Raw genomic sequence first — 13,665 nt, 5'->3', positions numbered from 1 at the left:
AGGCCGCTCACTTCTTGTACACCCCCTGCTCACCCATGAGATGGGCGACCTTGTTGGCCCCGAGGACCAGCAGCAGACCGAAGATTCCCTTGACGATGCCGACGGCTGCCGCGTAGCTGAACCCGCCGTAGGTGATACCGACGTTCCAGACATAGGTGTCGAGGACTTCGGAGGCGCCCGGACCGACCGCCGTGCGCTGGAGCAGGATCTGCTCGAAGCCGACCGTGAGCGCGTTGCCGACCTGGAGGACCAGCAGCAGGGCCACGACCGGGCGCAGGGCGGGCAGCGTGACGTGCCACATCCGGCGCCAGCGGTTCGCGCCGTCCATGGCGCTCGCCTCGTACAGCTCCGGGCTGACCGAGGCCAGCGCGGCGAGGAAGACGATGACGCCCCAGCCGGCGTCCTTCCAGATCATCTCGAAGGTGAGCAGGAACTTGAACAGTCCCGGGTCGGTCATCAGGTCGAAACCCTCGTGACCGTGTTCCCGCAGGGTCTGCGCGATCAGCCCCGCGCCGCCGAACATCTGCTGGAACACCGTGATGACGAGGACCCAGGAGAAGAAGTGCGGCAGGTACAGGATGGCCTGCGCCACCGCCCGGACCCGGGGCCGCACGAAGCTGTTGATGAACAGCGCGAGCAGGATCGGCACCGGGAAGAACAGCGTCAGCTGCAGCAGGAAGATCGTCAGGGTGTTGCCCAGCGCCGACCAGAACAGCCGGTCGTTCACCATCTGCTCGAACCACTCGAAGCCCACCCACGGGCTGTTCAGGATGGCCTGGAACGCGTTGTCCGCGATGTAGGGGTCGTAGTCCTGGAAGGCGACGACGTTGCCCACCAGCGGGACGTACGCGAAGACCAGCAGCAGCAGGATCGCCGGCAGGGTCATCAGGATCAGCGTCCGGTCCCGGCGCAGACGGTGCCGCAGGGGCACCTTCCCGGTCACCGGGGGCTCCCCGGTGACCGTCGTGCCCTTCTCGGCCGGCGGCGCGGAAGCCTTCCGCGCCCGCCGGCCCTCTGTGCTCAGTGACATGTCAGGAAGCCGACTCACCGGTCTCGTCGAGCAGCTTCTTGTACCAGTCGCGGAGCTTGTCGCCGCCCCTGCTCTTCCAGTCGGAGACCTGCTGCTGCATGTCGCCGACCTTCTTCCGCCCGCGCACGATGTCCTTCTCCAGCGCCTCGAACTGCGCGTTCAGCTCGGTGTAGCGGGTGGGCTCCTGGATCTGCATGCCGTGGAACAGCGGCTTCTTCAGGTGCGCGCCCTGGCGCTGCTGCCACTCGACGACACCCTTGGCGACGTCCGGGTGGTCGGGGTAGGCGCGGAACGGCGAGGGGGAGGCGATGTACTCGTAGGTGGCGAAGACCTGGTTGTTGCCCTCCTCGGTCTTCGTCAGGACGCCGTCCTCCAGGGTGTGGTGCGTGCCCTCCAGGCCGTAGGCCTTCAGACGCTGCTCCTTGGAGCCGTAGGGAGCGGCGGTGTAGTTGGCCAGCGCGAGGATGTCCTCGACCGTCTTCTTGTCGGCCTTCTTGCTGATCATGCACCAGATGTTGGAGGGCGCGGCCTCGTAGATGGTGGGCGCGCCGCCGTCGTGGGCGAAGAAGTCGATGGCGCCCATCTTGAAGTCCGGGTTGTCCAGGCGCTGGATCGCACAGGCGGCGTACCAGTCCGAGATGTCCGCGTTGTACATCATGACGTTGCCGGCGGAGAAGGTGGTGCGCATGTCACCCGTCTCGGCCTTGGCGTCCGGGTGCACGAAGCCGGCCGAGTACAGCGAGCGCGACCACTCCAGCGCCTCCAGGTACTCGTCGGTCTCGTAGCGGTTGACCAGCTTGCCGTCGACCAGCTTCCAGTAGTACGGCTTCTCCGGCAGCACCCCGAAGAAGACCCACGCAGACCACGTCATGTCGCTGCACGCCCACACCTTGCTCCTGGGGGCGTTGATCTCCTTGCAGAGGTCGTAGAACTCCTGCGTGGTGGTCGGGGTCTCCCAGCCCTTCTCCTCGAAGATGTCGGCCCGGTAGAAGGGGGTGATGTTCGGCGTGGACTCGGCCGGCATCGGCAGGCCGCGCAGCTGGCCGGCGAAGACACCGCGCTGCCAGGCGCCGGTGGGGATGGCCGCCAGGTTCGGGTACGCCTTGACCTTGTCGCCCGAGAGGTAGGGGCCGAGGTCGGCGAACTTGTTGGCGATGGCGCTCGGGATCTTGCCGCCCAGCTCCCAGCCGGGGATGACGACGGCGTCCGGGATGGCGCTGGAGGCCAGCACCGCGCCCAGCTTCTGGCCGTAGGTGTTGCCGTCCTGGTTCTGCCACTTGACCTTGACGCCGGCGGCCTCGTCCATCGCCGTCCAGTAGGGGTTGCCCTCGGCCGGCGAGGTGCCCCACAGCGGCGCCATGACGGTCAGCTCGCTGCCCTTGCCCAGCTTCTTCGGCACCGACACGGCCAGCTGGTCGGCCGGGAGCGCGGTGGTGAAACCGGCCGCGGAGCCGTTCTTGCTGGGGATGTCCGGGGTGACGGCCTTCGAGGGCACGTAGGCGGGAAGGATGTCCTTCAGCTTCTTGCCCGTGGTCGCGCCCTCGTTCTTCGAGCTGCCGCCGGTACCGCCGCCGCAGGCGGCGAGGAGCGGAATCCCGCCGCCCACGGCAGCCGCGGCGACCGCGGTGGAGGCGAGGAACCGTCTCCGGCTGGGGGAGGAGGGGATGTTCGGCGTCATTGCGTCAACCCTTCGTGGTGCACCAGGTCGAGCCGGGGGCGGTGTGCCGTCCGGTTCCTGTGTCTGAGGTAGGGGCGTAACCGACGAGCCGGCGACACGGCGCCGACCGAGATGAAGCGGGTCAACCATGAGGCGTCGAAGCGCTTCGATGTTGCAGCGAGGTTAAGTGAAGCGATCGGGTCGCACAAGAGTCGGATTCCATATTCCTCCGACCTGTGTCCCAACTGTTTTCCGGCCTACCGCCCACGCTGCCCGAAATGCTCAGGGCACACCCTTGACACGTGCGGGTCGGACGCAGAGCATCGAAGCGCTTCGAAGATCTGTGAAGATCTTTCGAAGCGTTCTGCTCGGTCATACCTCCCACCTTTACTAGGGGACCCGCACGTGACGGACCATCCGCTGCCCTTCCGAGACCCCCGACTCCCCTTCGCCGCACGCGTCGACGACCTCCTCGGGCGGCTCACGCCCGAGGAGCGGATCGCGATGCTCCATCAGTTCGCCCCCGCGGTCGAGCGCCTGGGAGTCGGCCCCTTCCGCACCGGGCAGGAGGCGCTGCACGGCGTCGCCTGGATGGGACCGGCCACCGTCTTCCCGCAGGCCGTCGGTCTCGGCGCCACCTGGAACGGGGAACTGGTCCGCAGGGTCGGTGAGGCCGTCGGCGACGAGGTGCGCGCCAAGCGCGCCACGGACGACCGGGTGGGCCTCAACGTCTGGGCCCCGACGGTGAATCTGCTGCGCCACCCGCTCTGGGGCCGCGGCGAGGAGGGGTACTCCGAGGACCCGGCCCTCACCTCCGCGATCGCCGTCGCCTACACCCGCGGACTGCGCGGCGACCACCCCGACTACTGGCGCACCGCCCCCGTCCTCAAGCACTGGCTCGCCCACAACAACGAGACCGACCGCGACACCGCCTCCTCCTCGGTGCGCCCCCGCGTCCTGCACGAGTACGACCTGCGGGCCTTCCGCGACGCGGTACGCGCCGGAGCGGTCGCCGGGGTCATGCCGGCCTACAACCTGGTCAACGGCCGCCCCAACCACGTCTCCCCGCTCCTGGAGCAGCAGCTGCGCGGCTGGACCGACCAGCCGCTCGTCGTCTGCTCGGACGCCGGGGCCCCCTCCAACCTGGTCGACTCCGAGCACTACTTCGACACCCACGAGGAGGCCACCGCCGCCTCCCTCAAGGCCGGTGTCGACAGCTTCACCGACCACGGCCAGGACTCCTCCGTCATGACCGGCCGGATCCGCGGCGCGCTCGACAAGGGCCTCCTCACCCAGGACGACATCGACACCGCCGTCCGCCGGCTGCTCGCCCTGCGCTTCGCGCTGGGGGAGTTCGACCCGGAACTCGACCCCTACGCGGCGACGGACGCCTTCGACACCCCCGGGCACCGGGCGCTCGCCCAGGAGGCCGCCGAACAGGCCGTCGTCCTGCTGAAGAACGACGGCCTGCTGCCCCTGGCACCCGAGGAGGGCCGCACCGTCGCCGTCGTCGGACTGCTCGCCGACGCCTGCAAGCTGGACTGGTACAGCGGCACCCTGATCCACCGCTCCACCCCGCTCGACGGAATCCGTGAGCGCTACGGCGCCGGCCGCGTCCTGTACGCCGAAGGCACCGACCGCGTCCTGCTGGCCTGCGACGGCGGCCGGCTGCGGGTGCCGGAGAACACGGCACCCGCCGACGGCGGGACGCGCGGGGCCGAAGGCGCCCTGGACCCGGCTCTGCTGGCGGGCCGCACCGACCTGCCACCGCTGACCTGCGACGCGACGGGCACCGAACTGTCCGTCGTGGACTGGGGCGACGGGGTGCTGACCTTCCGGACCGACGAGGGGCTGTACCTCTCGGTCGCCGACGACGGATACGTCAGGGCGTCCGCCGAGGAGCCGGGCGGCTGGGTCGTCCAGGAGACCTTCCGCAGGGAAGCGGTGGAGGGACACGCGGGCGGGCACCGCCTTCTGCACATCGGGACCGGTGGGTACGTGTCAGTCGCCGCCGACGGCGCGAAGGTTGCCGCCGGCGGGGAAAAGATTTCCGCGGCCGGCGCGACCGTCTTCGAGACGGTCACCGTCGAGCGCGGCGAGGACGCCGTCGCCCGGGTGGCCGAGGCCGCCGACACCGTGATCGTCGTCGCCGGCAACGACCCCCACATCAACGGCCGCGAGACCGAGGACCGCACCACCCTCGCCCTCCCGGCCCAGCAGGACCGGCTGTGGCGCGCCGCCCGCGCGGCCAACCCGCGCACCGTCCTCGCCCTCACCTCCGCCTACCCCTACGCGGTCCCCGACGCGGCGGCCGAACTGCCCGCCCTGCTCTGGACCGCGCACGGCGGCCAGGCGGCCGGCACCGCGCTCGCCCGGGTCCTCGCCGGAGACGTCTCCCCGGCGGGCCGCCTCCCGCAGACCTGGTACGCCGCCGACACGGACCTGCCCGGCCTGTTCGACTACGACGTCATCGGCTCCCGGCAGACCTACCTCTACTTCGAGGGCACCCCTCTCTACCCCTTCGGCCACGGGCTCGGATACAGCGACTTCGGCTACACGGACATCGAGGCCGGGCCTGACGGCGACCAGCTGCGGATCTCGCTGACCGTCACCAACGAGGGCCCCGTCCCCGCCGACGAGGTCGCCCAGATCTACGTCCGGGCGGCCGACGCCGCCTCCCGCGACCTGCCGGGGCGGAAGCTGGTCGCCCACCGCCGCCTGCACCTCGCCCCCGGCGCCTCCGAGCGCCTCGAATTCCTGGTCCCCGTCGAGGAACTGGGCCACTGGAGCGTCGCGCACGGCCGCTGGGCCGTCGAGCCCGGTACGTACGACATCCTGGCCGGCGCCTCCAGCGCCGACATCCGCCTCACCGCGTCCGTCACCCTCGACGGGCTGCCGTCCGGCCCGCGCCCCGTCCTGGAACACGGCCTGGAGGCCGCCGCCTACGACACCCAGCAGGGCACCGAGATCGTCGACCGCACGAAGCGGGACGGCGACGCGGTCACCCCGGCCGCCGACGGAACCCCCGGCGAACTCCTCTTCCGAGCCTGCGACTTCGGCGACGGAGCCGCGCGGCTGACACTGGCCGTCTCCGGCGGGGGCTCGGTGACCGTCGAGGCGGACGGCCGCACCGCAGAGGTCCCCGTGCCCGCCACCGGCGGACCGTACGACTACACCACCGCCGAGGCCGGCTTCACGCCCCGGGGCGTGCACGACGTACGCGTCACCCTGCACGGCACCGTGCGCCTCGCGCACCTCGGCTTCACGCGCGCCGGGGCCGCGCAGTGACCCCCGCCGCCCGCCGCCCCCGACCCTTCCCCCGTACCCCCGGCAAGGAGACCGCATGAAGTTCACCGACGGCTTCTGGCTGATGCGTGAGGGCGTACGCGCTTCCTACGCCACCGAGATCCGCGACCTGCGCGTCGAGGAGAACCGGTTCACCGCCTACGCCTCCGTCAAGAAGGTGGCCGCACGCGGCGACACCCTCAACACCCCGCTGATCACCGTCGAGTGCTTCTCGCCTGCCGAGGGCGTCATCGGCGTACGCACCACCCACCACGCCGGGAAGGCCCGCCGCGGCCCCGACTTCACCCTCTACCCCGGTGACGGTTCCGCCCCCGGCGCCCGCACCCGGCAGGAGGGCGGGACCACCGAACTCACCAGCGGCCCCCTGACGCTGCGCATGGACGGCGACGGCCCCTGGGGCATCACCTTCCTCGGCCCCGACGGCCGGCACCTGACCGGAGCCGGCCCCAAGGGCACCGCCTTCGCCACCACCCCCGACGGCGTCCACCACATGATCGCCCAGCTCGCCCTGGACGTCGGCGAGAACGTCTACGGCCTCGGCGAGCGCTTCACGCCGTACGTCAAGAACGGCCAGAGCGTGGACATCTGGCAGGCCGACGGCGGCACCAGCAGCGAGCAGGCCTACAAGAACATCCCGTTCTACCTGTCCTCGCGCGGCTACGGCGTCTTCGTCAACCACCCCGGCAAGGTCTCCTTCGAGGTCGGCTCCGAGGCCGTCGGCCAGGTCCAGTTCAGCGTCGAGGACCAGACGCTGGAGTACTACATCGTTGCTGGACCCACCCCGAAGGAGGTGCTCTCCCGCTACACCGCCCTCACCGGCCGGCCGGCCCTCCCGCCGGCCTGGTCCTTCGGCCTCTGGCTCACCACCTCCTTCTGCACCTCCTACGACGAGGCCACCGTCACCTCCTTCGTCGACGGCATGGCCGAGCGGGGCATCCCGCTCAGCGTCTTCCACTTCGACTGCTTCTGGATGCGCGAGTACCAGTGGTCGGACTTCCTCTGGGACCCCGAGGTCTTCCCCGACCCCGAGGGCATGCTGGCCCGCCTCAAGGAGCGCGGGCTGCGGATCAGCATGTGGATCAACCCCTACATCGCCCAGAAATCGGCACTGTTCGCCGAGGCGGCCGGACACGGCTACCTGGTACGGCGGCCGGACGGCGACATCTGGCAGTGGGACCTCTGGCAGCCCGGCATGGCCCTGGTGGACTTCACCAACCCGGCCGCCGCCGCCTGGTACAACGGCAAACTGCGCCTCCTGCTCGACCAGGGCGTCGACTGCTTCAAGACCGACTTCGGCGAGCGCATCCCCACCGACGTGGTCTGGCACGACGGCTCCGACCCGGAGCGCATGCACAACTACTACGCCCAGATCTACAACCGCACCGTCTTCGACCTCCTGGAGAGGGAACGCGGCACCGGCGAGGCGGTCCTCTTCGCCCGCTCCGCGACGGCCGGCGGCCAGCAGTACCCGGTCCACTGGGGCGGAGACTGCTTCGCCTCCTTCACCGCGATGGCGGAGTCGCTGCGCGGCGGGCTGTCCCTGTCGCTGTCCGGGTTCGGCTTCTGGAGCCACGACATCGGCGGCTTCGAGGGCACGCCCGACCCGGCGGTCTTCAAGCGCTGGCTCGCCTTCGGCCTGCTCTCCTCCCACAGCCGCCTGCACGGCAACGTCTCCTACCGGGTGCCGTGGGAGTTCGGCGAGGAAGCCGTCGACGTGGCACGGAAGTTCACCCTGCTCAAGCACCGGCTGATGCCCTACCTCTACGCCGTGGCCGCCGAGGCGCACCGCACCGGCGTCCCGGTGATGCGCCCCATGCTGGCGGAGTTCCCCGGCGACCCGGCCACCCGCACCCTGGACCGGCAGTACATGCTCGGCCCGGACCTGCTGGTCGCCCCGGTCTTCACCGAGGACGGCGAAGTCGAGTACTACGTACCCGAGGGCACCTGGACCTCCCTGCTCACCGGCGAGACGGTCACCGGCCCGGCCTGGCGCCAGGAGACCCACGGCTTCGACAGCCTGCCCCTGCTGGTGCGGGACGGCGCGGTCCTGCCCTGGGGCACCGACGACCAGCGCCCGGACGGCGACTGGCTCGACCACCTCACCCTGCGCGTCTTCGGCTCCGCCGCCGGCGAGCGCACCGTCACGGTGCCGGATCTCACCGGAGCCGCGGCGGCGTCGTTCCACGTCGTCCGGGACGCGGCCGGAGTGCGGGTCACGGCGGAGGGGACCGGACGGCCGTACCGCGTCGGCGTGGAGGAGACCGGAGCGGCCGGAGAGGGAACGGGCACGGTGACCGTGGCCTGACCGCGCCCGCCCCGCCGCCGCCCGTCCCCTGACCCCCGGTCAGGCGGCGGTCGGCGGCCGGAGCCGCCGGAGTCGCCGGGCGGGGAGCGGTGCCCCCGGCCCCGCCCGTCAGCCCACGGACTCCACGGGCTCGGTCTCCCGGGGCCCCCGCCGGTCGAACTGGGTGCGGTGGAGCTGGGCGTACCGCCCCTCCAGCGCCAGCAGTTCGTCGTGGGTGCCGCGCTCGACGATCCGGCCCGCCTCGACCACCAGGATCAGATCCGCGGCCCGCACCGTGGACAGCCGGTGGGCGATCACCACCGCGGTGCGGCCCTCCAGCGCCTCGGCCAGGGCCTCCTGCACCGCGGCCTCCGAGGTGGAGTCCAGGTGCGCGGTCGCCTCGTCGAGGATGACCACCCGCTGACGTGCCAGCAGCAGCCGGGCGATGGTGAGGCGCTGGCGCTCCCCGCCGGAGAGCCGGTAGCCCCGCTCCCCGACGATCGTGTCCAGCCCGTCGGGCAGGGAGGCGACCAGGCCCTCCAGCCGGGAGCGGCGCAGCGCGTCCCAGATGTCCTCCTCCGACGCGTCGGGCCGGGCCAGCAGCAGATTGGCCCGCACCGACTCGTGGAAGAGGTGGCCGTCCTGGGTGACCATGCCCAGGGTGGCGCGGATCGAGTCCGCGCTCAGGTCGCGTACGTCCACGCCGCCCAGCCGCACGGTGCCGGAATCGGCGTCGTACAGCCGGGGGAGGAGCTGTGCGACGGTCGACTTGCCCGCTCCCGAGGAGCCGACCAGGGCCACCGTCTGCCCGGGTTCCGCCCTGAAGGAGACGTCGTGGAGCACGGTCCCGCCGCCCCGTGCGTCGAGCGTGGCGACCTCCTCCAGCGAGGCGAGGGAGACCTTGTCGGCGGACGGGTAGCCGAAGGACACCCCGTCGAACTCCACGGACACCGGTCCGTCCGGCACCCGCCGGGCGTCCGGCTTCTCGGCGATCAGCGGCTTCAGGTCGAGGATCTCGAAGACCCGCTCGAAGCTGACCAGCGCGCTCATCACCTCGACCCGCGCCCCGGCCAGAGCGGTCAGCGGCGCGTAGAGCCGGGTCAGCAGCAGGGCCAGGGCGACGACCGCGCCGGGCTCCAGGCTGCCGCGCAGCGCGTAGTGGCCGCCGAGCCCGTAGACCAGGGCCAGCGCCAGTGCCGAGACCAGGGTGAGCGCCGTGATGAACGTCGACTGGAGCATCGCCGTACGGACCCCGATGTCCCGTACCCGGCCCGCCCTCGCCGCGAAGGCCGCGGACTCCTCCGCGGGGCGGCCGAACAGCTTGACCAGGGTGGCGCCCGGCGCGGAGAAACGCTCCGTCATCCTCGTCCCCATACTGGCGTTGTGTCCGGCGGCCTCCCGCTGGAGCGCCGCCATGCGCGAACCCAGCCGCCGGGCGGGTACGACGAACACCGGCAGCAGGACCAGGGCGAGCAGGGTGATCTGCCAGGACAGGGTCAGCATCACGGCGAGTGTCAGCAGCAGGGTGACCAGGTTGGACACGACCCCGGAGAGCGTGTTGCTGAACGCCCGCTGGGCGCCGATCACATCGTTGTTGAGCCGGCTGACCAGCGCGCCCGTCCGGGTGCGGGTGAAGAAGGCGACCGGCATCCGCTGCACATGGTCGAAGACCGCCGTGCGCAGGTCCAGGATCAGCCCCTCGCCCAGCGTCGCCGACAGCCACCGGGTGAGGAGCGCGAGGGCCGCCTCCGACACGGCGATGAGGGCGATCAGCAGGGCGAGCCGGGTGACGGTACCAGAGTCGTCCCCCTCGACGATCGAGTCGACGACCTGCCCGGCCAGCACGGGTGTGGCCACCGCCAGCAGCGCGGTGGCCACACTCACCAGCAGGAAGCGGATGATCCGGCTCCGGTGCGGCCGGGCGAACGCCGCGATACGGCGGAGGGTGGCCCGGGAGAAGGGTCTGCGGCCCTCCTGGGCGTTCATCGCGCTGTGCAGCGAGGACCAGGCCGTGACTTCCATGTTCATGGGAACGATGCCTCCGGGAGTGGGATCGGTACGCGGCGAACGCTAAGGCCTCGACTTTGCTTGAGGTCAACCGGCGGCCGCCGCGGCCTCCTCACGCCCCTGCCGCCGGCCGGACGCCGGCCGGGCGCCGGGCCGGGGCCCCACGCCCCGGCCCCACCGGGTCAGAGGTGCGGGACCACCGCCACGGCGCACGGCGCGTGGTGCAGCATCGCGTGGGTGACCGGGCCCAGCCTGCGCACACCGGGCTCAGGGGTGCGGCGGCCGACCACCAGCAGTTCCGCCTCCCCGGCGTACGGCAGCAGCACCTCGGAGGCCGAACCCGCCCGGACGTGCTCGACCACCTCGACCCGGGGGTACTTCTCGCGCCACGGCCGCAGGGCCGCGGCCAGGATCTCCCGGTGCACCGGTTCGAGGCCGCCCTGCTGCTGGGCCACCCAGAGCGAACCCGGGCTCCACATGAGGACCGGCGGAAGCTCCCACGCGTACACGGCGCGCAGCGGCACCCCGCGCTCGGCCGCCATGGCGAACGCGAAGTCCAGCACCCGGCCGCTCTCCTCCTCGGCGTCCTGGACACCGACGACGACCCCCCGGGACGCTCCGGGCGCGGGGGAGTCCTTCCCCGTCTCGCGCACCATGACGACCGGCCGGGCCGTCCGGCGCAGCACGTGCAGCGAGACCGAACCGACGAGGTACCCGGCGAGGGTCCCGTAACCCCGTGAGCCGAGCACCAGTATCCCGGCCCCGGCGGCCTCGGCGACCAGGGTGGACACCGGGTCACCGACCAGCAGTTCGGCGTCCACCTCCAGGCCGGGGTGGTCCGCGGTCACCCGGGCCTCGGCATCGCTCAGCATGGCCCGCACCATGCGCTCCTCGGAGTCGCGGTCCCCGACGTAACCCGTGTCGCCGGGACGCCACGCCCAGGCGTGGACCAGGCGCAGCGCCGCGCCCCGCAGTCCGGCCTCGCGCGCCGCCCAGCCGGCGGCGGCGAGGGAGTGGCCGGTTCCGTCCAGCCCGACGGTGACGGTGTCCGACATGATGGCCTCCAGAGGAAAGGGAATCTCACCGCCATCCTCTCCCCGGCGCTCCCGCCCGCTTCGCCCCGGCACGCCGAAGGGCCGCCGGACAGGTCTGTGACCTGCACGACGGCCCTTCGCCAGGGGCCGTCCGGACCGTTCCGGGACCGGCGCGGTGTCAGACGCCCGGCGGGATCCCGGCCGGACGACCGGAGCCGCGGGTGAGTCCGTATCCGAACACCCCGGCGAGCGCGGCCAGTACGCCACCGCCCGCGGTCCACAGCCAGCGGGAGGTCCACCAGCCCGACGCCCAGCCGTCCTCGGGGCCGGTGCCCGGTGTGCCGTCACCGCTGTCGCCGGACGGCGCCCGCGCGGCCGAGATCCCCGGGACCAGCGGCTCGGCGAGTGTGCCGTCCACGTCGGCGGCGCCGCCCTCGTCGGCCGCGGTGACCCTGACCTCGGCCCGGACCGGCAGCCCGAGGTCCTCCTCGGCCAGGTCCACGACAGTCAGCCGCACGTAGTAACTGCCCGGCAGCGGGTCGTTCGCCCACGGCTCTGACCAGGCGCGCACGGTACGCAGCACACAGGACAGCTCCACGCTGCCCGCGTCCGGCTGGGCCTTGCGGGTCTGGTGGCCGTACACGCACGCCTGGCGGCGGCGCAGTCCGTCGTAGACGTCCACCTGCCAGGTCGACGCGCCGTGCCGGGCCGCGTTTTCGGGGAGCGTCACCTTCGCGTGCACGGTGGCCCGCCGGCCCGCGTCCACGGGGACGGCCCAGTACAGGTAGTCGCCCGTGGAGGCTTCGGCCGTCGCGGTCTGCCCCTCCTGGACGGGTGTGGCGGTACGGAAGGTGGTACCGGCCTCCGTCGGCCCGGCGGACCCGTCCCCGGCGGGGCTCGCGCCCGCCGACGGGCCGTCGGCGACGGCCACCGCGGCCGAGGTGAACAGCGCGGCCCCGGCGAGCAGTGTGCCCGCGCAGGCGCGCACCAGGCGGTTCCTGCGGGTGGTACCCATCAGTTGGTCCTCCAGACGGCGATGCGCCAGCGCGAGATCCAGCCGAACAGCAGGCCGGCGATCAGTCCGGTCAGGACCATGAGGCCCAGCAGCCACCAGCCGCGGCCCAGGCCGAACGCGGCCACGTCGGACGCCTCGTCGGGCCCGTCCACCAGGTCGATGGTCAGCTCCACGGGCATGCCCGGGGTGGTCTTCACGGAGGCGGGGGTGGAGAAGGAGTTGCCGAGCTGGAGGCAGACGGTCTCCGCCGCCGGCTTCACGTCGCCGTCCACGCCGTCGAGTTCGGCCTTCGGATAGCGCAGCCCGGTGGAGATCGCGTCCGTACGTCCCGTGCCGGCCTCGGCGCCCCGGACGATCTCACGGCCGTGGACGGTCACCGCGCGCAGCAGGATCCCGTAGTCCTCGCGCACGGCACGGTCGGCCGACACGCTCACCGACGCGCGCAGTTCCTGGCCGGGCAGCACGTCCACCCGGTACCAGCGGTGCTTGCCGGTCTCCTGGCGGTCGGTGTAGAGGCCATCCCGCAGCTGCGGGGCGGCCTCGCAGCTGCCCGCGCCCTCGGTGGCGACCGGGGTGACGGTGGGCTCGGCGGCCCGGTCCACCAGCTGCTTGACCCGGCCGGAGAGCTCGTCGGCGTGCTGGACGGCGGTGTAGGTGCCGCCGGTGGCCTCGGCGATACAGGTCAGCTGCTGCCGGATCTTGGCGTTCGGCACCAGGCCCAGCGTGTCGATGACCAGGTGGATCCCGCGCGCCGCGATGTCACGCGCCACCTCGCACGGGTCGAGCGGCCCGCAGGTGTCCTCGCCGTCGGTGATCAGGACGATCCGCCGGGTGGCCTCCCCGCCTTCGAGGTCGTCGGCCGCGCCCAGCAGGGCCGGGCCGATCGGGGTCCAGCCGGTCGGCGCGAGCGTCGCGACCGCCGTCTTGGCCTCGGTGCGGTCCAGCGGGCCGACCGGGTAGAGCTGCCGGGTGTCCTTGCAGCCGACCTTGCGGTCGTCGCCCGGATAGTCGGCGCCCAGCGTCCGGATGCCGAGCTGGACCTCCTCGGGCACCGCGTCCAGGACGTCGTTGAACGCCTGCTTGGCGGCGCTCATCCGGGACTGGCCGTCGATGTCGCGGGTGCGCATGGAACCGCTGACGTCCAGGACGAGTTCGACCTTGGGCGTCAGGGCGGAGGGGGGTTCGCCGGCGGCGGCGGGGAGGGCGGTGCCCAGCCCGGCGGCCAGGGTGGCGAGCAGTACGCACACCCCGGCCCTCAGCCGTATTCGTGTGATCATCGACGGATCTTATTGAAGATCCTCGATCATCCCCAAAACCGGCCCGGCGCGGGCC

The 13,665-nt window shown here is 72.1% G+C and carries 8 protein-coding genes; 2 read left to right on the top strand and 6 right to left on the bottom strand.

Translation table 11 applies throughout. The features are described 5' to 3' along the window. Positions 1–7 precede the first annotated feature (7 nt). Both CP967_RS02855 and CP967_RS02850 read right to left on the bottom strand, forming a co-directional pair. Complete coding sequence (locus CP967_RS02855; protein ID WP_150486403.1) at positions 8–1,030, bottom strand: ABC transporter permease; 1,023 nt, start codon at positions 1,028–1,030, stop codon at positions 8–10. Between the two features lies 1 nt (position 1,031). Further along, positions 1,032–2,708: an extracellular solute-binding protein gene (locus CP967_RS02850; RefSeq protein ID WP_150486402.1), complete on the bottom strand. Its 1,677-nt coding sequence runs from the start codon at positions 2,706–2,708 to the stop codon at positions 1,032–1,034. A 384-nt stretch (positions 2,709–3,092) separates the two neighbouring features. Here CP967_RS02850 and CP967_RS02845 point away from each other — a divergent pair, with 384 nt between their 5' ends. Then, positions 3,093–5,975: a glycoside hydrolase family 3 C-terminal domain-containing protein gene (locus CP967_RS02845; protein WP_150486401.1), complete on the top strand. Its 2,883-nt coding sequence runs from the start codon at positions 3,093–3,095 to the stop codon at positions 5,973–5,975. 55 nt (positions 5,976–6,030) lie between these two features. Beyond that, positions 6,031–8,298: an alpha-xylosidase gene (gene yicI / locus CP967_RS02840; RefSeq protein WP_150486400.1), complete on the top strand. Its 2,268-nt coding sequence runs from the start codon at positions 6,031–6,033 to the stop codon at positions 8,296–8,298. A gap of 108 nt (positions 8,299–8,406) precedes the next feature. Here yicI and CP967_RS02835 read toward each other — a convergent pair whose 3' ends face one another. From CP967_RS02835 to CP967_RS02820, 4 genes are all read right to left on the bottom strand, one after another. Next, positions 8,407–10,305: an ABC transporter ATP-binding protein gene (locus tag CP967_RS02835; RefSeq protein WP_150486399.1), complete on the bottom strand. Its 1,899-nt coding sequence runs from the start codon at positions 10,303–10,305 to the stop codon at positions 8,407–8,409. Between the two features lie 161 nt (positions 10,306–10,466). After that, positions 10,467–11,339 (bottom strand): universal stress protein, encoded by an 873-nt coding sequence (locus tag CP967_RS02830; RefSeq protein ID WP_150486398.1) that lies wholly within the window; start codon positions 11,337–11,339, stop codon positions 10,467–10,469. Positions 11,340–11,496: 157 nt separating this feature from the next. Continuing rightward, on the bottom strand, positions 11,497–12,333 hold the full coding sequence (locus tag CP967_RS02825; protein WP_150486397.1) for a hypothetical protein: 837 nt from the start codon (positions 12,331–12,333) through the stop codon (positions 11,497–11,499). Beyond that, positions 12,333–13,610 carry a VWA domain-containing protein gene (locus CP967_RS02820; RefSeq protein WP_150486396.1) on the bottom strand — a complete coding sequence of 426 codons (1,278 nt, stop codon included), beginning with the start codon at positions 13,608–13,610 and terminating at the stop codon, positions 12,333–12,335. Before CP967_RS02820 ends, CP967_RS02825 begins: the two co-directional genes overlap by 1 nt. Positions 13,611–13,665 lie beyond the last annotated feature (55 nt).

It is taken from the genome of Streptomyces nitrosporeus, assembly GCF_008704555.1.
GTDB classification, from domain to species: Bacteria; Actinomycetota; Actinomycetes; order Streptomycetales; family Streptomycetaceae; genus Streptomyces; species Streptomyces nitrosporeus.
Note: the sequence above shows the minus strand (reverse complement) of the source record. Positions and strands in the feature narration are given on the sequence as shown.

Coding starts and splice junctions, on each gene's coding strand:
- CP967_RS02855 (WP_150486403.1), bottom strand. CDS start 1,030: ATGTCACTGAGCACAGAGGGCCGGCGGGCGCGGAAGGCTTCCGCGCCG.
- CP967_RS02850 (WP_150486402.1), bottom strand. CDS start 2,708: ATGACGCCGAACATCCCCTCCTCCCCCAGCCGGAGACGGTTCCTCGCC.
- yicI (WP_150486400.1), top strand. CDS start 6,031: ATGAAGTTCACCGACGGCTTCTGGCTGATGCGTGAGGGCGTACGCGCT.
- CP967_RS02835 (WP_150486399.1), bottom strand. CDS start 10,305: ATGAACATGGAAGTCACGGCCTGGTCCTCGCTGCACAGCGCGATGAAC.
- CP967_RS02830 (WP_150486398.1), bottom strand. CDS start 11,339: ATGTCGGACACCGTCACCGTCGGGCTGGACGGAACCGGCCACTCCCTC.
- CP967_RS02825 (WP_150486397.1), bottom strand. CDS start 12,333: ATGGGTACCACCCGCAGGAACCGCCTGGTGCGCGCCTGCGCGGGCACA.
- CP967_RS02820 (WP_150486396.1), bottom strand. CDS start 13,610: ATGATCACACGAATACGGCTGAGGGCCGGGGTGTGCGTACTGCTCGCC.